This window comes from Amycolatopsis sp. NBRC 101858 (assembly GCF_030269325.1).
In the GTDB taxonomy this organism is placed as follows: Bacteria; Actinomycetota; Actinomycetes; order Mycobacteriales; family Pseudonocardiaceae; genus Amycolatopsis; species Amycolatopsis ponsaeliensis.
Window position 1 is genome coordinate 372655 of record NZ_BSTD01000007.1, and the last position, 18556, is coordinate 391210.

At 71.7% G+C, this 18556-nt stretch carries 20 protein-coding genes; 6 read left to right on the forward strand and 14 right to left on the reverse strand.

The features are described from left to right. Positions 1-109: 109 nt before the first annotated feature. Positions 110-907: an enoyl-CoA hydratase-related protein gene (locus tag QSK39_RS45115; protein WP_285483962.1), complete on the forward strand. Its 798-nt coding sequence runs from the start codon at positions 110-112 to the stop codon at positions 905-907. On the opposite strand, the gene QSK39_RS45120 is transcribed toward QSK39_RS45115, so the two are convergent. Further along, positions 892-1353: a hypothetical protein gene (locus tag QSK39_RS45120; RefSeq protein WP_285483963.1), complete on the reverse strand. Its 462-nt coding sequence runs from the start codon at positions 1351-1353 to the stop codon at positions 892-894. The two genes, QSK39_RS45115 and QSK39_RS45120, sit on opposite strands and share 16 nt — an antisense overlap. Before the next feature lie 148 nt (positions 1354-1501). Between QSK39_RS45120 and QSK39_RS45125 the strand changes: the two genes are divergently transcribed. Together QSK39_RS45125 and QSK39_RS45130 are read left to right on the forward strand one after the other, a co-directional pair. Further along, entirely contained in the window at positions 1502-1810 is a 309-nt protein-coding gene (locus QSK39_RS45125; RefSeq protein ID WP_285483964.1) for a Rossmann-fold NAD(P)-binding domain-containing protein, read from the forward strand. Beyond that, positions 1807-3126, forward strand: coding sequence for a DUF4474 domain-containing protein (locus QSK39_RS45130; RefSeq protein ID WP_285483965.1), 1320 nt, complete (start codon positions 1807-1809; stop codon positions 3124-3126). Before QSK39_RS45125 ends, QSK39_RS45130 begins: the two co-directional genes overlap by 4 nt. 6 nt (positions 3127-3132) lie before the next feature. Here the strand turns inward: QSK39_RS45130 and QSK39_RS45135 are convergent, their stop codons facing one another. Beyond that, positions 3133-3372, reverse strand: a complete 240-nt coding sequence (locus QSK39_RS45135) for a hypothetical protein (protein WP_285483966.1) — start codon at positions 3370-3372, stop codon at positions 3133-3135. An 85-nt stretch (positions 3373-3457) separates the two neighbouring features. Further along, positions 3458-6118, reverse strand: a complete 2661-nt coding sequence (locus tag QSK39_RS45140; RefSeq protein WP_285483967.1) for a lectin — start codon at positions 6116-6118, stop codon at positions 3458-3460. A 190-nt stretch (positions 6119-6308) separates the two neighbouring features. On the opposite strand from QSK39_RS45140, the gene QSK39_RS45145 reads away from it, so the two are divergent. After that, a complete protein-coding gene (locus QSK39_RS45145; RefSeq protein WP_285483968.1) occupies positions 6309-6827 on the forward strand; it encodes a dihydrofolate reductase family protein in 519 nt (172 codons plus the stop codon). Between the two features lie 3 nt (positions 6828-6830). Here the strand turns inward: QSK39_RS45145 and QSK39_RS45150 are convergent, their stop codons facing one another. Together QSK39_RS45150 and QSK39_RS45155 are read right to left on the reverse strand one after the other, a co-directional pair. Next, positions 6831-7811, reverse strand: coding sequence for a helix-turn-helix domain-containing protein (locus QSK39_RS45150; RefSeq protein ID WP_285483969.1), 981 nt, complete (start codon positions 7809-7811; stop codon positions 6831-6833). Between the two features lie 55 nt (positions 7812-7866). Continuing rightward, entirely contained in the window at positions 7867-8124 is a 258-nt protein-coding gene (locus QSK39_RS45155) for a hypothetical protein (protein WP_285484353.1), read from the reverse strand. On the opposite strand from QSK39_RS45155, the gene QSK39_RS45160 reads away from it, so the two are divergent. Next, positions 8030-8287 carry a hypothetical protein gene (locus QSK39_RS45160; protein ID WP_285484359.1) on the forward strand — a complete coding sequence of 86 codons (258 nt, stop codon included), beginning with the start codon at positions 8030-8032 and terminating at the stop codon, positions 8285-8287. The genes QSK39_RS45155 and QSK39_RS45160 overlap by 95 nt on opposite strands. Here the strand turns inward: QSK39_RS45160 and QSK39_RS45165 are convergent. The 6 genes from QSK39_RS45165 to QSK39_RS45190 all read right to left on the reverse strand — a co-directional run bounded on the left by QSK39_RS45165 (position 8260) and on the right by QSK39_RS45190 (position 13802). Beyond that, on the reverse strand, positions 8260-9840 hold the full coding sequence (locus tag QSK39_RS45165; RefSeq protein ID WP_285483970.1) for an acyl-CoA carboxylase subunit beta: 1581 nt from the start codon (positions 9838-9840) through the stop codon (positions 8260-8262). The genes QSK39_RS45160 and QSK39_RS45165 overlap by 28 nt on opposite strands. Continuing rightward, a complete protein-coding gene (locus QSK39_RS45170; protein WP_285483971.1) occupies positions 9837-10607 on the reverse strand; it encodes an SDR family oxidoreductase in 771 nt (256 codons plus the stop codon). Before QSK39_RS45170 ends, QSK39_RS45165 begins: the two co-directional genes overlap by 4 nt. Next, positions 10604-11356 carry an SDR family oxidoreductase gene (locus QSK39_RS45175; RefSeq protein ID WP_285483972.1) on the reverse strand — a complete coding sequence of 251 codons (753 nt, stop codon included), beginning with the start codon at positions 11354-11356 and terminating at the stop codon, positions 10604-10606. Before QSK39_RS45175 ends, QSK39_RS45170 begins: the two co-directional genes overlap by 4 nt. 127 nt (positions 11357-11483) lie before the next feature. After that, positions 11484-11738, reverse strand: coding sequence for a hypothetical protein (locus QSK39_RS45180; protein WP_285483973.1), 255 nt, complete (start codon positions 11736-11738; stop codon positions 11484-11486). Positions 11739-12052: 314 nt separating this feature from the next. Further along, positions 12053-12811, reverse strand: a complete 759-nt coding sequence (locus QSK39_RS45185; RefSeq protein WP_285483974.1) for a hypothetical protein — start codon at positions 12809-12811, stop codon at positions 12053-12055. A gap of 106 nt (positions 12812-12917) precedes the next feature. Next, positions 12918-13802, reverse strand: a complete 885-nt coding sequence (locus tag QSK39_RS45190; RefSeq protein ID WP_285483975.1) for an SDR family NAD(P)-dependent oxidoreductase — start codon at positions 13800-13802, stop codon at positions 12918-12920. Positions 13803-13895: 93 nt separating this feature from the next. On the opposite strand from QSK39_RS45190, the gene QSK39_RS45195 reads away from it, so the two are divergent. Further along, on the forward strand, positions 13896-14549 hold the full coding sequence (locus QSK39_RS45195) for a TetR/AcrR family transcriptional regulator (RefSeq protein ID WP_285483976.1): 654 nt from the start codon (positions 13896-13898) through the stop codon (positions 14547-14549). Positions 14550-14553: 4 nt separating this feature from the next. On the opposite strand, the gene QSK39_RS45200 is transcribed toward QSK39_RS45195, so the two are convergent. The 3 genes from QSK39_RS45200 to QSK39_RS45210 all read right to left on the reverse strand — a co-directional run bounded on the left by QSK39_RS45200 (position 14554) and on the right by QSK39_RS45210 (position 18541). After that, complete coding sequence (locus QSK39_RS45200) at positions 14554-16155, reverse strand: serine/threonine-protein kinase (RefSeq protein WP_285483977.1); 1602 nt, start codon at positions 16153-16155, stop codon at positions 14554-14556. A 179-nt stretch (positions 16156-16334) separates the two neighbouring features. Continuing rightward, the gene (locus tag QSK39_RS45205; protein ID WP_285483978.1) at positions 16335-17213 is read right to left on the reverse strand and encodes an SIS domain-containing protein; all 879 of its coding nucleotides are present in this window, start codon (positions 17211-17213) and stop codon (positions 16335-16337) included. A gap of 20 nt (positions 17214-17233) precedes the next feature. Then, the gene (locus tag QSK39_RS45210; protein WP_285483979.1) at positions 17234-18541 is read right to left on the reverse strand and encodes an alpha-glucosidase/alpha-galactosidase; all 1308 of its coding nucleotides are present in this window, start codon (positions 18539-18541) and stop codon (positions 17234-17236) included. Positions 18542-18556: the final 15 nt, after the last annotated feature.

Genomic DNA, 18556 nt, shown 5'->3' on the forward strand with positions numbered 1-18556 from the left:
CAAGGGTTTCCCCAGGTCCAAAGGGTTCGATAATTTCGAACTCGCGGTTCGGCTGGCCACGGCGCCAAGCGACCGCTTAGTATGGGCAGCGACCCCCGAGGAGGCAGTCATGTCCACTGTGGACGGAGTCCGGTACGCGGCGGACGGCCCGGTCGCCACGCTGACGTTCGACAAACCGGACCGCAGCAACGCGATGGACGTGCCGATGCAGGCCCGCTACGGCGGTCTCCTGCGGGAGGCGGACGCGGACCCGGCGATCCGGGCGGTGGTCGTCACGGGCGCGGGCCGGGCGTTCTGCCCGGGAGCCGACCTGGGGTTGCTGGACGACATCGCCGCCGCTCCCCCGGCATCCGGCGGCGGGCACGAGAACTTCCTCGACGTCCTGGCGGCGTCGACGGTGGGCGTGCCGGTGGTGGCGGCGATCAACGGAGGCTGCGCGGGCCTGGGATTCGTGATCGCGTGCTCGGCGGACGTCCGGTTCGCCGCGGCGGGCGCGAAGTTCACCACGGCGTTCGCCCGCCGCGGGCTGATCGCGGAGTACGGGATCGCGAAGCTCCTGCCTGCACTGGTGGGCGAGGGCCGGGCCCGCGACCTGCTGCTGTCGGGGCGGACGTTCACGGCGGAGCAGGCGCTGGAGTACGGGCTGGTCCAGGAGGTGGTCCCGGCGGAGGAGCTGCCCCTGCGGGCTCACGCGTACGCCACGGAGCTGGCGACGTACAGCGCGCCGCGGTCGATGGCGGTGATGAAGGAGCAGTTCTTGCGCGAGGCGCTGCTGCCGCTTCCGGACGCGGCTCGCGAGGCGACGGCGTTGATGATCGAGTCGTTCGGGCGTCCGGAGCTGGCCGAGGGGCTGGCCAGCTGGAACGAGCGCCGCGAGCCGAAGTTCCCGTCCTACCCGGCGGAGTGAGTGCGCCGGTTCGCTTCGCAGCGTTTGAACAGGTAGTAGCCGACGACCTCACCCTTGATGGCAACGTTCTGACCGGATGACATGAACTTGTCCCGGCTCTGCTGACCCTGCTCGACGAAGACGAATGAGCCGTTCACGAGCTCCCAGCCCTCCCGGCACACGGAGTTGAGGATCGCCACCGGGTCGCTCTCCCGCTGGCTCGTGGAGCTTCCCACCATGGCGACGATGACCGCCTTCTGGTTCATCACGTCCATGGAGTACTGGAACACGTGATCGCCCCGGCTGAACCCTGCCCGAGCGCGGCCGGCCGGAGATCGCTCGAAGGCCTCTCGCTCCTTCGCCGCCTGCTGGACGCGCTTGCGTTCCTCCAGCTCCTGGCGTTGCCGCTCCCTCGCGGCCGTCTCCGCCGCCAGCTCTTCAGGTGTCTTCTTCTTGAGCAGCGCCACCCGGGACCTCCGACTACGTTCGCACCTCCGGCGGGTGCCGTCGTGATGTCGGTGATCAGGTCCCGCGAGTTACTCACCGTAGATCTCGATTCGGGCAAGGCCCGACTGTTACATTGCCGACAGATCGTGTCACACGGGGAGGAAGCCGGTGGGGTTCGAGGTCGACGTCGAAGGCATCAGCAAAGCCGCGGCCAAGCTCGGCGACGGACCGGCGCCCGCGCTCGCCGCGGGCGGGTCGCCGAATGTCGGGGCCACCGATCGGGCCGCCGGGTTCGCCGGGGACTACGACGTCTGGCTCACCACCCGGCGAGAAGACCTGCAGGCCGCGCAGCAGCAGGTCGCGAGCCTCGTCGAAAGCATCCGGACCGCCGCGAAGAGCTATCGCGCCACCGACGCCGGAGCGCGTGACGCGTTCTTGAAAGCCCTCGACAGCGGCTTCGGACGGATCGACCGGTGACCGGCGTCTTCGACCGGATCCACGACCTCGCCGGCCAGGTCGAACGCGGCAGCACGACCGAGCTGGACGACCGGGCCCGCGCCTGCCGGACCGCCAAGGACGCCGTCGAGGACGCGAAGGCGTTGATCGAGAGCGTCCGGGTCGAACTCAGCGAGGGCTGGCAGGGCGGCGCCGGCGAGGCCGCGCTGGATTCGCTCGACGCCTTCAAGAAGAACCGCGACGACCAGGCCGACGACCTCGAGGAGTCGGCGAAGTCGTTCGAGGTGATCCGCGACGCGCTGGCGAAGGCCCAGTCGGAAGCGCGCGACAAGCGCGAGCGCGCCGATGCCCTCCGGACGAAGCTCGACCGGGTCTGGCACGACCTGGGCAACGGCAAGGGGAACATCGTCTTCGCCTGGGGGCAGGACAAGATCCTCAAGGCCGAAGCCCTGGTTCTGCTCGCCGACCTGCAGCTGGCCGTCACCACCTATGACGCCGTCCTGCTCGCCGAAGGCCTGAAGCTGCGGAACAAGACCGGGCAGATCTGGGAGCTGGCGGGCTCCGAAAAGCGCAACCCGGCCGAGATCGCCGCGATCCTGCTCCGCGAGCTGCCGGCCCTCGCCGCGCTGGTGGCGAAGAACCCGGAACTGCGGCTCGCCCTGCTCGCGGGCGACTGGGACAAGATCATGCAGGACCCGGACGTCGCCCAGGTCATCTACGACTACTTCGGCTTCAAGTACGACGAAAACGGCGACTTCTACACCACCGGCGAGCACTCCGTGCAGAGCTACCTCGGCTGGCACGACCTCTACGACAAGCTCGAACCCGTCATCGGCGCGAAGCTCGACCACACCAGCGACGACGGCGACAACATGGAGTTCACCGACCCGAAGACCGGGAAGCAGTACCGGCTGGAACTGTGGAAGGGCAGCTACGGCTTCGGCGACGCGTTCGGCGGCGAAGTCGGCTTCTACACGCGAGAACCCGGCGACGACCACCCCGAGGGCTACTTCTCCGCCGCCCAGGGCGACGACCAGATCAAGGTCACCCAGCAGATCTACGACAAGCAGACCGGCGAGGTCTACTTCACCAACGACGGCCAGGGCGCCGACGGCACCGACAAGAAGCACTTCTGGAACCTGGCCATCCGCACCGACTCGAGCGTGAACCCCGACGCGCTCGGCCAGCGCGCCACGATCGAGGTCCGCGACACCGACATGCGCGACCGGATCTACGCCGAGATGACCCGGTACGCCGCGGCGCACCCCGACCAGCACCTCACGGTCACGAAGGGCACCGACGACCCGCCCACCCTGAGCTACGACTGGCGGAAGTGACGCCCGTCAGTAGCCGGTCAGCGGCTTGAACTCCCACTCCCCGTCGTCCTCGCGCGCCGGAGCCGCGCGGTCGGCGAGGCCGTCGAACACCCCGTCGACGTCGACCAGGGCGGCAACCTCGTCGGCGACGGGGCGACCGTGCCGGGCTTCGATGTCTTCCAGCCCTTCGCGCAGGGCCGTGGTCGCGGCGCTGCGGGCCTGGCCCTGGAGGATGCGGGCCAGTTCCGCCGGGGTCGAGTCGGTCATGCGCTCAGCCTAAAGGCCCGGGTCGGCCGCGGCTGCTCGTGAGTGGTGATCCGGACCGTAGCCCGGATCACCACTCACGACGGCGTCAGCCGTGGGTCCACTTCTGGGCCGCGCTCTGGTTGCAGTCGTAGAGCTGCAGCTGGGTCCCGTCCGTCGTCGTGCTGCCCGGGTCGTCCAGGCACCTCCCCGACTGCGGGTTCACCAGCGCGCCGCCCGTGCCCGGCTGCCACGTCTGGGCGCCCGATCCGTTGCACTGCCACAGCTGGACCTTCGTGCCGTTCGCCGTGCCGCTGTTGCTCACGTCGAGGCAGCCGCCCTGGGCCTGGAACGTCCCGTCCGCTCCCGCGAACCACTTCTGCGCCCCCGTGCTGTTGCACGTGTACAGCTGCGCGTGCGTCCCGTTCGCCGTGCCGCTCTGCGCCACGTCCGCGCACTTGCCCGCGATGCCCGAGGTCAGCGGACCCAGGTGCGGCAGCGTCCCGTCGTAGGACGGCGGCGGGTTCGACGCCGCCCACGCCGTGTTCGGCGACGTGCCCAAGGTGAAGGCGAGCGTCCCGCCCGACGTCAGAGCCGACGTCGGCGCATACGCGTTGTTCCACGCCCCGCCGTTCCACGACGCACTCTGGACGTACGGCGCGTTGTCCGCCGCCGCCGGGGCGTTCACGGTCAAGGTGTTGCCGCTCGGGAGCGTCACCACCGCCTGCGTGAACAGCGGGCTGCCCAGCGCCAGGTCCGCCGTGCCCGGCGTCATCGGGTAGAAACCCAGCGCGGAGAACACGTACCACGCGCTCATCGCGCCGAGGTCGTCGTTACCGGCCAGCCCGCCCGGCGCGTCCGTCCAGATCTGGTCCTGCACCTGCCGGACGACCTTCTGCGTCTTGTACGGCTGCCCGACGTAGTCGTACTCCCACGGCAGCTCCAGGCTCGGCTCGTTGCCGAGGTCGGCCTGCGACCCGCCGCTGCCGTGGAACCCGGCCAGCACGCTGTCGAGGTAGCTGACCAGCGACGCGTTGCCGCCGCGCGCCGCGGCGAGGCCGGCCACGTTGAACGGCACCATGCCGGTGTACTGCCACGACGTGCCCTCGACGAAGTTCGACCCGCTCGCCGGGTTGAAGCCGCCGGTCCAGCCGCCGCCCGCGTCCTTCGGCTGCATGAAGCCGCTGGCCGGGTTGAAAGTGTTCTTCCAGTTCTGCGCGCGCCCGGCGTAGAACTGCTGGTTCGCGGTGTCCCCCAGCGCCCCGGCGAACGCCGAGAGCGCGAAGTCCGCCGTGTCGTACTCCAGCTGCGTCGAGACCGGGCCGTAGAAGTTGCAGCACTGGTAGGTGCCGTTCGCCGGCAGGTAGCCCGGCGCGTTCGTCGCGTTGAGCCCCGGCCGGACGTTGTTGAGCGCGCTCGCTTCCTTCAGCATCGCCTGCAGCGCCGCCGAAGTGTCGAAGTTCCGCGCCCCGAAGGCGTAGTAGCTCGCGAGGATCGCCGTGCCGGGGTCACCGACCATCACGTACGTCTCGCCGTTGTTCTGCGACCACTTGGGCAGCCCGCCGCCCTGGGCGTAGTCGGCGATCATCGACTGCGCGATGTCGCTCGTCTGCGCGGGAGCGAGCAGTGCGGACAGCTGCGCCTGCGTGCGGTAGATGTCCCAGCCGGAGAAGTTGGCGTAGTGCGCCGAGTGTCCACTCGCGACGGTGTGCACCTGGTTGTCGAACCCGATGTACTGGCCGTTGCGGTCGGAGAACACGTTGGGGTGCAACAGCGAGTGGTACAGCGCGGTGTAGAAGACGCGCTGCTGCGCCGCGGTGCCGCCGGCGACCTGGATCCGGCCGAGCAGGGAGTTCCAGCTGTCGTGCGCAGCCTGCTTGGTGGCGGCGAAGTCGAACGCCGGGATGTCGGCCGCGCGGTTCGCGACCGCGTTGGCCACCGAGACGTAGGAGATGCCGACCTTGGCCTGCACGGTGGGGTTGCTGGTCGTGTCGAACCGGACGTACGCGCTGCCCGGACCGGCGTCCGGCGCGGCGGCGGCTTTCGCGGCCGCGGTGCCGTGCAGCTTCCCGGGTGCCGCCTTCGGGGTCACCGCGGCCGCCGCGGCCGTGCCGCTGGAGCTGAACGCGCGGTCGAAGACGACGTCGAAGTAGAGCGTGTAGGTGAACCCGGCGCCGCAGAAGTGCCCGGAGGTGACCGAACCGGACACCTCGGTCGGGCTGACCACCGTCCACGTCTGGTTCGACGTGCCGTTCTGGCTGCCGTTGAGCTTGAACTGCAGGTTCGCCTGGGACGTCGAGGGGAACGTGAACCGGCCGATCCCGGACCGCAGCGCGGCGGTCAGCTCGGTGTTCACGCCGTTGGCGAGGTTCACCGAGTACGCGCCCGGGCTCGCGGATTCGTTGCTGTGGCTGAAGGACACGCTCGCGCCGGTGTTCACCGCGCCGACCGTCGGCAGGATCGGGACGTCGCCGTCGGCGCCGCAGCCCGGGCCGGACAGGTGCGTCAGGCTGAAGCCGGTGATGGACGAGTCCTTGTATTCGTACCCGCCGCCGTCGGGCCGGCTGGGCGTGTCGGGACTCCACTGGACCATGCCGAACGGGACGTCCGCGCCGGGGAAGTCGTCGGCGGCGTTGGAGGTGCCGATGAACGGGTTCACCAGCGACGCCGGGTCGGTGACCAGCGGCGCCGCGGACGCGGGTACGGGGATCAGCCCGGCCAGAGCCAGGACGGTCACGGCGGTCAGCCGCGTGAGGGAACGCAAGACCATGTCACTTGTCCTTCGCTGCCAGAGCACAAGTTCAGCCGATGCGAATCGGAACGGTCCTCGCGGGCTGACACCGTTGTCAACGGTCCGTGGTGATCCTGTCGCGTTCCGGACACGACCGGGTGAAACCGATGAGTTTCCCCGGCCGCCGACGTCGGTACTGAAGTCCGCGAACCGGCCCAAAGGAGACATCATGGCGAAACTGCTCTACGGCTTCAGCTGCTCGGTCGACGGCTTCATCGCCGGCCCGGGCGGCGACATGTCCTGGCTGACCCCATACCTCGGCCCGGACCCGCTGGTCGACGAGCTGATCCCGGAGATCGGCGCGCTGCTCGTCGGCCGCCGCACGTTCGGCGGCGACGACCCGCACCGCGGCGACCCGGAGCGCGAGGGCAAGGCCTTCGGTGGCGGCTGGGAGGGCCCGCAGGTCGTGCTCACCCACCGCCCGGCGGCGCCGGTCCCGGGCGTCACGTTCGCCGACAACCTTGTCGGTGCGGTCACGGCCGCGAAGGAAGCGGCGGGCGAGAAGTACGTCAACGTCCTCGGCGCGGACGTCGCCCGGCAGTGCCTGGAGGCGGGTCTGCTCGACGAGATCCTGGCGATGCCGGTGCCGGTGCTGCTGGGGGACGGGGTCCGGATGTTCGACCGTCCTGGGGGCAAGCCGATCGGGCTGGAGGTGCTGCGGCCGAACTGGTACCGCGTGGTCCGCTAGGACTCAGTCCCCGCGCGCTTCGGCGGACTGCCGGCGGAACTCCCGTGGCGACACGCCGTAGGCGCCGCGGAAGGCCTGGCTGAAGTGCGCGGGGCCGGTGAACCCCCACCGGGCCGCGATCGCGCCGACCGGTCGGAGGCTCAGGCGGGGTTCGGCGAGGTCGCGGCGGCACTGTTCCAGGCGCAGGCGGCGGATCCAGCCGGCGACGGTCTGGCCGTCCTGGTGGAACAGCTTGTGCAGGTACCGCACGGAGATGTGGTGCGCCGCGGCGATCGTGTCCGGGGCCAAGCGCGCGTCACCGAGGTTCTCCAGGATGAAGGCGTGGATCCTGGCCACCAGCGCCCGGCGCCGGATGTGGGGTGGCACGCCGCTTTCGGCGTCCAGCGCGTGCGCCAGCGCGGCGGTCAGCACGTCGACCGTCAGCGTCGACAGCCGTGCGACGTCGGCCGGGCCGAGCTCGTGCAGGTGCCGGGCCAGGTGCAGCATGAACTGCGAGGACAGCGCGCCGACTCCCTCGGTACCCGGGATGTGGGCCGACCCCAGCCGCCGCAGGTCTCCGGCCGGCAGCGGGAGCAACGAGCGCGGGAAGCGCAGGAGCAGCACCTGGCTCAGCGGGACGTCGGGCGCGAACTCACCGCCGAAGGGCCGCGAGGTGTCGTACAGCTTGAGGTCTCCGACGCCGTATTCGGTGGTCTTGCCGTCCTGGGTGACCACGACACTGCCGTGCACGAAACAGCCCAGCTTGAACATTTCGGGATCGGCCTGCCGGATGAGCTTGGGGGTGCGGTGCACCGAGTGCGGCATCGTGGTCATCAGCGCCGCCTGCACGGCACCGAACTCGGTGACCCCCACCTGGGCCTGGAAGCCGCTTTCCCATTGTGGATCACAGTGCAGGACATACGGAGCCCAGAGCTTCGAATTCACCTCCCGCCAGAAATCGAACCGGTCCCCCACCGAAACATTCGCCGTGCTGATCACGTCCATGATCCCCCCTGCGCGGACGCCTCAGCGCGGCCCCACGGTCAGGGTAGACGATGAATCAGCCTCCGATCGAGTTGTAGGTGGCGGTGCCGAGATTCGCCACGGCTCCGCCGCTCGGAATAGAAACGGGCGTGCCCGAGCAGTTGAAACCCTTGTAGAGCTTTTGCGTCCGGTTCGTCAGGTTGAACGCCGACAGAGCGCCGCGTACGCCGAGCAGGCCGGTGATCACGAACCCGGTGCAGGAGGACGGCGGCGTCACCCCGTACGTCTTCCAGCCGGCCACGGTGGAGCCGTTCGTTGCGCCGAACACGCACATCAACTGGGCAGGACAGTCGCTGAAGCTGTCCTCACTTGCCGAAGCGGTCGTGACACCGGCGGTGCTCAAGGCCATGACGACACCGGCCACGCCGATTGTCGTCGCCCGGAAGATTTTCCTCGAGATTCGCCTTCTTCACTCCGCACGCACTATTGCGCGGTGAAACGCTAGGGCCGCATCCCGAAAGGACGGACGGCCCACCAGCTTCGGCAGCACCGCGTAGGCGTCCGGCACCCAGTCGCACAGCCGCGCGCGGGTCTCGCGCGGGTCGATGACGTCCTCCACCGAAAAGCGCTCTGCCGTGCGGAACGGTGAGCGCACCGCGTCCAGCCGCTCGCGGATCTCCTCGATCCGGGCCGCCCGGTCGTCGGCCGCGTCGAGTTCCGCTCGGTAGGCCGCCTCGATGCCGCCCTCGACCGGGAGCGATCCCCAGTCGCCCGACGGCCACGCCCAGCGGCGGACCAGGCGGTGGCGGTTGACCTGGCCCGCGCCGCCGACGCCGAACACGCGCCGGACGATCACCTCGGCCATCGGGACGCGCGCCTGGTAGACCGCCGTCACCGCGCGGGCGCCGTGGCGGATCGCGCCCGCGCGCTCGGCGGCCGCGCCGATCACCATGCCCGCCTGGTCGGTCAGCGACACCAGCGGCAGGTGGAACGTCTCACAGAGGTCGACGAGCCGGGTCATGACGTCGGCACCTTCGGGCGTCAACGTCGCGCCGCGGTACGGGTCCGTCGCCAGGACGCCGACCGGGTGGCCGTTCAGCCGCGCGAGTCCCGCGTAGGCCGACCCGCCCGAAACGGCGTAGTCGAACACCGAACCTTCGTCGAAGACGCCGTCGAGCAGCGGCCGCAACCGGTAGGGGTGCCGCCGGTTGCGCGGCACCAGCGACAGCAGCGCCTCGTCGCGACGATCCACCGGGTCCGCAGTGGACCCGACCGGCGGCAGTGCGTCCACAGAGGACGGCAGGTACGCGAGGAACTGTTTCACGACCGCGAAAGCCTCGGCCTCCGACGCCACGATCCGGTCGATCGCGCCGCTGCGCCGGTGGACGTCCGCGCCGCCCAGCTCCTCCTTGGTGAGGTCCTCCCCCGTCGCGTGCTTGACGACCGGCGGCCCGGCGACGAACAACTGCCCGACGTCCTCGACCAGGACGTTCAGGTGCGCCATCACCGCCCGCGCGGCACCGAGCCCGGCCACCGGGCCGAGGCAGAGCGCGACCACCGGCACCGTCGAGAGGTTGTCCACCACGACGTCCCAGCCCGGGTTGACCGGGACGTAGGTGAACCCGTGCTGCTCCAGCATCTTGACGCTGCCGCCGCCCCCGGTGCCCTCGATGAGCCGCACCATCGGCAGGCCGAGCTCGTTCGCGAGCCGCTCGGCGTGGACCTGCTTCTCCATGATCGCCGCGTCGGCCGCGCCACCGCGGACGGTGAAGTCGTCGCCGCCGATCGCGACGCGGCGCCCCTCGAGCCGGGCGGTGCCGATGACGAAGTTGGCCGGGGTGAACGACTCCAGCGAGCCGTCCACATAGGACGCCGTACCGGCGAGCGCGCCGATCTCGTCGAAGCTGCCGGGGTCGACGAGCGCCGCGATCCGCTCACGGACCGTCGAGCGCCCGGCGGCGTGCTGGCGGGCCACCTTCTCCGGCCCGCCCATGCGCTCGGCCAGCGCCCGCCGCCGCGCGATCTCGTCGACCTCCGGCTGCCAGCTCATTCGGCTTCGAGGGCCGCTTCGACCTTGCGCTGCAGCTTGTTCATCCCGCCGAGCCACCGGTCGGTCTGCGTCGCGCGGGCCGCGTAGTAGTCCGCGACCTCCGGGTGCGGCAGCACGAGGAACTGCTTCGCCTCGATGGCCGCGAACAGCGCGTCCGCGACCTGCTCGGGCTCGATCGCCGACGCGCCCATCAGCAGCTGGCCGGCGGTGCCGGTGCTCTCCAGCATCGCGGTGCGCACGCCCTGCGGGCAGATCGCCTGCACGGTGATGCCGCGGTGCCGGTAGGTCGCGGACAGGTACTCGGCGAACGCGAGCGCGCCGTGCTTGGTCACCGAGTACGGCGCCGAGCCGAGACTGGTCAGCAGCCCGGCGGCGGACACCGTCGCGATGAAATGGCCCTGGCCGCGTTCGAGCCACGCGGGCAGCAGCAGGTTGGCCGCGCGGACGTGCGCCATGACGTTGACGTCCCAGGTGCGCGCCCACACCTCTTCGGGGCTTTCCGGGCCGCCGAAGGGCGCGATGCCCGCGTTGGCGCAGAAGACGTCGATCTCGCCGAGGGTCTCGCGAGCGCTCTCGACGAGCTTCGCGACGCCGTCGACGCTCGCGACGTCGCCGACGAACGCCGTCCCGCCGACCTCTTTCGCGATTTCCGCGGCCTTGTCCCCGTCGAGATCGGCGACCACGACCCGAGCACCGTCCGCGGCGAAGCGGCGGGCCAGCGCGGCACCGATGCCCCCGCCGCCCCCGGTGACGACGACGCCGGTCACAGGCCACCGCCCAGGGTCACGCCGCCGTCGAGCACCATCGTCTGGCCGGTGATCCAGCCCGCGTCGTCGGACAGCAGGAACGCGACGGCGCCGGCGATGTCGGCCGGCACGCCGAGGCGCTTCATCGGGTAGGCCGCCGAGACCTCTTCTTCGCGGCCTTCGTAGAGCGCGGTGGCGAACTTCGTCTTGACGACGGCGGGCGCGACGGCGTTGACGCGGATCTTCGGGCCCAGTTCGGCGCCGAGCTCGACGGTCAGCCGGATCAGCGCGGCCTTGCTGACGCCGTACATGCCGATGCCGGGCGACGCGCCGAGGCCGGCGACGGAGGCGACGTTGACGACGGCACCGCCGTGCTCCCCCATCCACGCGTCGCGGGCACGCTTGGTCCAGCCGAGCGGCGCGAGCACGTTGACGCCGAGGATCTTCGCCGCGGCGGCCGGGTCGATGTCCAGGGTCGGCCCGTAGACCGGGTTGATGCCGGTGTTGTTGACCAGGTAGTCGAGCCGGCCGAAGGTCTCGATCGTCTTCGCGATCGCCTCGTCCTGGTGGTCGGTGTCGTCGGACTTGCCGGGCACGAACATGGCGACGTCGGGCCCGCCGAGGGAGTTGACGGCCTCCTCGAGAGCTTCGGGCTTGCGCGCGGTGATGCACACCTTGGCCCCGCGCTCGACGAGCGTCTTCGCGATCCCGAGGCCGATGCCCCGGCTCGCCCCGGTGACGATCGCGACGCGATCCTTGAACGAGTTCACGGCAGTGTGTCTCCTTCGCGGTGTGGTACCCGGCACATGCTAAGCGGTCGGTCAGGTGCTCATTATGCGCGATGCGGCCATCCTCTCAAGCCGACCCACGTCACACCGGCCGACGGCGGCCGGGTACTCAGCGCCAGAACGGCAGGCAGGCCCAGTACGCGGCCGCCACGACGGGAACGAGCAGGAAGAGCACGGTCGCCGGAACACCGGTGACGCGCTTCGACGGCAGCCGGCCCGCCGCGGCGGCCGGCCGTCCGCGCATCCGCAGGCGGATCCTCGGCGAGGCGATCGCGGCGGACCAGCTCGCCTCGAGCCCGGCCTCGATCTCTTCGATGCGCCTGCTGATCTGCCGGACGGCCCGGATCCGCCACAGCATCGCCATCCGAGGGTCACCACGAACCCGAAGAAGGCGAACAGCACGAGCACGGCGGGCGGCAGCCGGGACACTTCACCGGACGCCGCGGAGACGGCGATCAGCGCGCTGTTCAGCGTGATGAGCAGGCCGCCCGTGCGGAAGTAGATCTGGTCTTCGTGGAAGTAGTGCGCGGAGAGCAGCCAGGCTTCTTCGCGCTCCGGCAACGGTGACGTCATGCCCGTGAGCCGCGGACCGTGGTCGCGGCGGAACACCACGCACTCGTTCGGAGCAGCGGCCGGGGGCGCCGCCCGGATCGGACAGCGCCCCCGGCCGGTCCGGCCCTACCGGGCCTTGTTCTCGGTCTTGCCCTTGCCCGCGGCCGCGTGGCCGTTGGCGCCGTTGGCCGGCTTCGGGGCCTCGGCCGGCTTGGGAGCCGCCGCAGCCGGTTTCGCGGGCGGCTTCGGGGCGTCGGCCGGCTCGGGGGCCGCGGCCACCGGCTTGGCCGGCGTCGGCGGCACCGCCTGGTCGGCCGGAGTCACCACCTTGTCGGCGGGCACCGGTGCCTTGTCCTCCTCCACCAGCGGGTTCGACCGCTTGACCTGCACGACGGCCACGATCGCGGCGGCTACCGCGCCGAAGGCGAGCACCCACGGCCAACGGGCCCGCCGGGTGCGCTCCCCGCGTGCCACGCTCTTCGCTTCCTCCAGCGCCACGGCCAGGTCCCGCTTCGCCGTCGCGACGGCCTTGCGCCGCTTGCGGTTCGAGTCGTTGGCCGAACCCGCCACCGTCGCGATCGCCTGCGCCGCCTTGCGGCCCGGGTCACGCAGCTTCACCGCGCGGGAGAGCACCTCGTCGCGGGCGGCGACCGAGTGCTTCCGCACGTCCCGGCGCGAAGACCGGGTGCTCTTGTCGAAGTCCTTGGACGCCGAGCGGCCGACCTTCGCCAGCTCGTCCGCGCCTTCGGTCAGCTTCCGATCGGTGATCTCCACCGCGCGCGCGGCCGCGGCCGCACCGACCCGCGCCGCCTCCGCGGCGAGATCCCGGACACCGGCCGCCGCTGTCTTCACCGATCGCCCGACCGGAGCATCGCCCTGGCCCATGTGATCACCTCTCACTAGTCCGGCAGGCAGGGGCCTGCTCAGTCTCACTCCTGTGGGCTACCCACCAATCCGCCTTCCGGAACCTCGGACCACCCGTCGGTGTCGGTCAGGCCCGCACGTCGGGCAGGCTCTTGCCGCGCTGGAGGCGCCACGCGTCGCCGGATTCGCCGTCGTCGGTCGAACTGCTCAGGTGGGCCCACTTCGCGTCGGTGTCGACGCGGTGCTGCCACGCCTCGCGGCCGTACTCGTAGGCGTCGCTGCCCGCCAGCAGGCGCAGCGGCGGCTCGTCGAGGCCCGCGACCGTGAGCACCAGGTCGGCGACCTTCCGCGGGTCGCTGTTCGCGTGCTTTTCGAAGTCGGCCATCGCGCGGGCGGACGCGCCGACCGTCGCCTCGTACGGCTCGCTGATCGGCGGTGTGGCCATCGACGCGCCGCCCCAGTCGGTGCGCATGCCGCCCGGCTCGAGGACCGTGAGCTTGATGCCCAGTGGGGCGACCTCCGCGGCGAGCGCTTCGGTGAAGCCGCCGACCGCCCACTTCGCCGACTGGTACGCCGTCATCCCCGGGCTGCCGACGCGGCCGCCGACGGACGAGATCTGGATGATCCGCCCGCCGCCTTGCTTGCGCAGCACCGGAATCGCCGCCTTGGTGACGTAGACCGTGCCGAGGAAGTTCGTCTCGATCTGCCGGCGGAAGACGTCGAGCGTCGTGTCCTCCAGGGACACCCGGTCGCCCTGGCCGGCGTTGTTGACCACGACGTCGATCCGGCCGAACGCGGCGACGCCGGCCGCCACCGCGGCTTCGGCGGCCGAGGCGTCGGTGACGTCGAGCGGCTCGACGTGGACGCGGTCGCCGTAGCGGGCCACGAGGTCGTCCAGGGCCCGCGGGTCCCGCGCGGTCGCGACGACGCGGTGCCCGGCGTCGAGGGCCCGCTCGGCGATGCGCCGGCCGAGGCCGCGCGACGAACCGGTCACGAAAAACACTGAACTCATCGGAAGCTCCTTCGTTAACGCAACGTCTTTGCGTTAACTCGAACATAGCTCCGCCTCCGCGTTAAGTCAAAGCCGTTGCGTTATCGTGGACGCGTGCCCCAGCCCCGCCAGCGCGCCCGCTCCGACCAGGACAAAGAGGTGCGCAAGACCGCCCTGCTGACCGCCGCGCGCGAGCTCGCGGTCGAGCGGGGCGTGCGCGAGGTCACGCTCACCGAGGTGACGAGCCGGGTGGGCCTGCACCCCTCGGCGCTGCGGCGGTACTTCGAATCCCGCGAGGAGCTGCTGCTCGAACTGGCGGAGCAGGGCTGGGCCGACTGGCGCGCGCGGCTGCTGGCGGACCTCGACGGCCGTCGCCTGGGCCCGGTCGAGGTCGCCGAGGTCGTCGCCGGGTCACTGGACGCACTCCCCCTGTTCTGCGACCTGCAGACGCACGTCGGTCTCAGCCTGGAGGGCGCGGTCCGGCTGGAGCGGGCGCGGGCCTACAAGACCGCGGCCTCGGCGGCGTTCGACGCGATGACGGCGTCCCTGGTCGAGACGGGTGCCGGCCTGGACACCGAGGGCGCCCGGACACTCCTGACGGCGGCGATGAGCTGCGCGGCGTACCTGTTCCAGCTGTCCCGGCCGTCGCCGACCCTGCGCCGGCTGTACGACGAGGTGCCGCGGTGGGCCCACAGCGCGCTGCGGTTCCGGGAGCAGCTGACGACGTTGCTGAAAGCCGTGGCGTTGGGCGTGGCCGGGGGGCCGTGACCGGTCAGGGGCCGCCCGGGCCCTTGCCCTTACCCGGGCCGTTCTCCCGGGGCTTGCCCTTGGCTTTGTCGATGGCTTTGTCGATGGCCTTGTCGGCGGGCTTTTCGAGGTCCGCGGCCGGACCTCGCACCGCGTCGGACGGGACCGGCTGCGGCCGGGGTATCGCCGCCACCGGGGGCGCTTCCTGCCGCGACCCGACCAGCACGGCCGCCGCGGACGGTGACGCGGGGACCGGCGACGGGCTGTTCGGGGCGACCGACCCCGCGACGGGCTCCCCGGACCCGGCGGGCGCCGTGGTGTCCGGCTGGGTGAGCAGCACCCCGAGCACGACAGCCGCGGCCGCGGTGGCGAGGCCGCCGGCGGCGACCAGCTTGCGCCGGCGCGGCGCGGGTGGCTTCCGCCCAGGCAAGGGGGTCGCCGCCGGCACCACGGCGGTGGCAGCGAGATCACCCACCGGCTGCCCCCGGCGCCGGGCGCGCGCGGTGGCCATGACCGTGGCGGCAACCAGCTTGCGCCGGCGCGGCGCGGGCGGCTTCCGCCCACGCGAGGGGGTCGCCGCCGGCACCACGGCGGTGGCAGCGAGATCACCCACCGGCTGCCCCCGGCGCCCGGCGCGCGCGGTGGCCATGACCGCGGCGGCGAGTCCCCTGGCGGCAGCGAGACTCCGCCCGTGCGGTCCAGGCGCTGCAAGCTCGCGCTCGGGCGGTGCAGGTGTCACCACGGTCTCCGCGGCGGTCACCGCAAGCCCACCCCCGGCCGGCGCGGGTGTCACCACCGTCTCGGGCGGCTCCCTCAGCAGCCGCGCGACCTCCCCCGCCGTCGGGCGCTGCCCCGGCTCACGGGCGGTCATCCGTTCGAGGACCTGCGCCAGCCAACCGGGCAGACCGTCCGGAATCCGGGGTGGCCGGCGCAACCGGGCCGTCGCCGACTCGGCCAGGGTTCCCGGGTACTCGCGCTCTGCCGTCATGCACTCCAGCACGATCAAGCCGAGCGCGTACACGTCGGCCGCCGGGGTGGCTTCCTCGCCCTCGACCTGCTCCGGGGCCAGGTACGCCGCCGTGCCCGTCACCAGGCCCGTGCCGGTCACGTGCGTCGACCCCAGCTCGTGGGCGATGCCGAAGTCCGAGATCAGCGGGCCGTCGCCGTCGAGGAGGATGTTGGCGGGCTTCAAGTCGCGGTGGACGATCCGGCGGTCGTGGATGCAGGCCAGCGCCCCGGCGAGCTCGGCCGCCACCTCCGTGACCTGCCCGGCCGGCATCGGCCCGGCAAGCAGGCGTTGCGCGAGGTTCTCCCCCGTCACCAGCCGCATCACGAGGAAGGGCCAGTCGCCGTCCGTGCCGCTGTCGTACACCGCGACGACGCCGGGGTGGTCGATGCTGGCTTGGATCGCCTTCTCCCGCAGCCGGCGCAGCCCTTCGACGGCCACCGTGCCCCGTTCGTACACCTTCACCGCGACGTCCCGGCTCAGCAGCCGGTCGAACGCCTGGTAGACGCGGGCGGTGCCGCCGGTGCCGATCAGGCCGCCGATCTCGTAGCGCCCGGCGATCACGTCCGGCGGCTCGTCGCGGGCCCACCACGGCTGTCTGTCCGGTGATCCGGGGAGCACGGGAAGCGACCTCCGCAGGCTGGGCGCGAACACCGGCCGCGAAGGCTCGGCGCTGGGCTACGGCTGCTGGGCTGAACCGCGGGAACGACTTCGCACCCTACGCCGCGGCCCGGCGCCCGCGCCGATGCTGTGCGGATCCCGACATCCCCGTTTCAGCCGCGCCCCGGCCGGGAACCACGTCAGCTCGCCAGCACCACCGACCGGGTCAGGTGGGCGGGCCGGTCCGGATCGCGGCCCGCCCGCTCCGCCAGGACGACCGCCAGCCGCTGGATCGCGACCAGCTCGGCCAGCGGGTCCAGCCCGCCCTGGCGGAGGAACGCGCCCGTCGCCTCGATGCGCGACACCAGGTCGGCGTCGAGCGGGGCCAGGCTCCAGACCGCGCGGCCCGGGGCCGCCACCGCGATCGGGCCGTGGCGGTACTCCATCGCCGAGTACGACTCCGTCCACCACGCCGCTGCCTCGCGGACCTTCAGCGCCGCCTCGTTCGCCAGCCCGACGGACCATTCGGTACCCAGGAAGGAAATCTGGGACGCCGTCACGAAGGCGTCGAGCGGCTCGGCCAGCGCCCGCGTGACGTCGCCGAGGGCCCGCTCGACCGGCAACCCCAGGTGGGCGCGCAGGAGCAGCAGCTGGGTCGTCGGGAAGCGGGTCTGCACCACCGAAACCTCGTCGGCGTACGGCAGGCAGACGACGTCGCCGGACAGCCGGGCCGCCGGCGAATCGGCCACCGCGGTGATCGTCGTGACGCGGGCGCCCGGGCGGACGCGGGCCAGCGCGTCGAGGATCTCGGTCGTCGTGCCGGAGCGGGTCATCGCCAGCACCCGGTCGTAGGGCCGCCCGAGTTTCGCCTCCGACGCCGCGAAGACGTCGGTGACGCCCTGGCCCGCGTCTTCGCGCAGCCGCGCGTAGCTCTGGGCCATGAACAACGACGTCCCGCAGCCGATGACCACCACGCGCTCGCCCGGCGCGGGCAGCTTGGGCGCGTGCTCCGGCAGCTCCCGCAGGACGCGCGCCCAGCACGCGGGCTGGCTGGTGATCTCGTCGAGGGTGTGCGACATGGTTCTCCCGGTCTCGAGGGTCAGCGGCCGAGGGTGGCGCGCAGGGCGGGCTGGAGGCGGTCGCCGTGCGCGCGGACGAGGTCGTCGCACAGCTCGAAGATCCGCTCGACCGGCAACGCGGCCGCCGTCGCCGGATCGGTCATCGCGGCGTGCCGGATGTGGCGCGGGTCGTCCTCGACGGCCGCGCGCACGACGAGGTCGTTGACGCTCAGGTACGTCCGGTTGAGCGCCGCGAGCTGCGGCGGCAACGCCCCGATCCGGGTCGGCCGGACGCCGGTGGCGTCGGCCAGGCACGGCACCTCGACCACGCCGCCGGCGGGCAGGTTCTCGATCAGGCCCCGGTTGACGACGTTGCCGTAGACGGTCCGCGGGGTGCCGGTGAGGACACTGTGGACGATCTGCGGCGCGTATTCGCCGGTGCCTTCGACGGGCAGCGGCTCGTCGGCCGCGATCGCGTGCCGGGTGCGTTCGTACTCGGCTTCGTTCTCCGCGACGATGCCGAGGTAAGCCCCGACCGGCAGCCGCAGGCGCTCGATTTCGGAGTCGTGCCCGAGGTACCAGGGCACGTACTCCGCGGAGTGTTCGCTGGTCTCCGTCGGGTAGTAGCCGAGCCGCCGCAGCATGTCGAACCGGACGCGCCGCCGCAGCTGCCCGTCGGTGGCGGCCAGCTCCCGCAGCCGCGGGTAGAGGTCGGCGCCCGCGTGCTCCAGCCGCAGGATCCATGCCTGGTGGTTGACGCCGGCGGCGACGTAGGTGACCTCGCCGAACGGCACCCCGACGAGCTCGGCGAGCCCGTGCACCGTCCAGTACACCGAGTGGCAGAGCCCGACGACCCGGGTCAGCCCGGTGACCTCGCTCAGGTACTGGACGTTCATCGCCATCGGGTTGGTGTAGTTCAGCAGCCACGCTTCCGGGCAGACGTCGGCGATGTCTTCGCCGAGCGCCTTCAGGAACGGGAACGTCCGCAGCGCGCGGAAGATCCCGCCGATGCCGAGGGTGTCGCCGATGGTCTGGCGCAGGCCGTAGCGCGCCGGGACGTCGAAGTCGGTGCGCGTCGCCTCCCCCATCCCGATCTGGACCATGTTCACGACGAAGTCCGCGCCCGACAACGCTTCGCGGCGGTCCGGGTGCGCGGTGAGCACCGGCTTGACGCCCCGGGCGGCGGCGATCCGCCGGGCCGCGGCCAGAGCCGTCGCCAGCCGGTCCGGGTCGATGTCGTGCAGGGCGATGTGCACGCCGTCCAGCTCCGGGTAGGCGAACAGGTCGGCGAGCAGGCCCTGGGTGAACACGACGCTGCCCGCGCCGACGAAGGTGATCTTGGGGGTCATGCGAGGTCCGATCCG

Bases quoted from the DNA above. Each gene is read 5' to 3' on its own strand.
- QSK39_RS45150 (WP_285483969.1), bottom strand. From the start codon at position 7,811: ATGGACGTGATCAGCACGGCGAATGTTTCGGTGGGGGACCGGTTCGAT.
- QSK39_RS45185 (WP_285483974.1), bottom strand. From the start codon at position 12,811: ATGGGCCAGGGCGATGCTCCGGTCGGGCGATCGGTGAAGACAGCGGCG.
- QSK39_RS45145 (WP_285483968.1), top strand. From the start codon at position 6,309: ATGGCGAAACTGCTCTACGGCTTCAGCTGCTCGGTCGACGGCTTCATC.
- QSK39_RS45140 (WP_285483967.1), bottom strand. From the start codon at position 6,118: ATGGTCTTGCGTTCCCTCACGCGGCTGACCGCCGTGACCGTCCTGGCT.
- QSK39_RS45210 (WP_285483979.1), bottom strand. From the start codon at position 18,541: ATGACCCCCAAGATCACCTTCGTCGGCGCGGGCAGCGTCGTGTTCACC.
- QSK39_RS45165 (WP_285483970.1), bottom strand. From the start codon at position 9,840: ATGAGCTGGCAGCCGGAGGTCGACGAGATCGCGCGGCGGCGGGCGCTG.
- QSK39_RS45115 (WP_285483962.1), top strand. From the start codon at position 110: ATGTCCACTGTGGACGGAGTCCGGTACGCGGCGGACGGCCCGGTCGCC.
- QSK39_RS45155 (WP_285484353.1), bottom strand. From the start codon at position 8,124: ATGTGCGTGTTCGGCGCAACGAACGGCTCCACCGTGGCCGGCTGGAAG.
- QSK39_RS45135 (WP_285483966.1), bottom strand. From the start codon at position 3,372: ATGACCGACTCGACCCCGGCGGAACTGGCCCGCATCCTCCAGGGCCAG.
- QSK39_RS45205 (WP_285483978.1), bottom strand. From the start codon at position 17,213: ATGTCGCACACCCTCGACGAGATCACCAGCCAGCCCGCGTGCTGGGCG.
- QSK39_RS45190 (WP_285483975.1), bottom strand. From the start codon at position 13,802: ATGAGTTCAGTGTTTTTCGTGACCGGTTCGTCGCGCGGCCTCGGCCGG.
- QSK39_RS45180 (WP_285483973.1), bottom strand. From the start codon at position 11,738: ATGGCGATGCTGTGGCGGATCCGGGCCGTCCGGCAGATCAGCAGGCGC.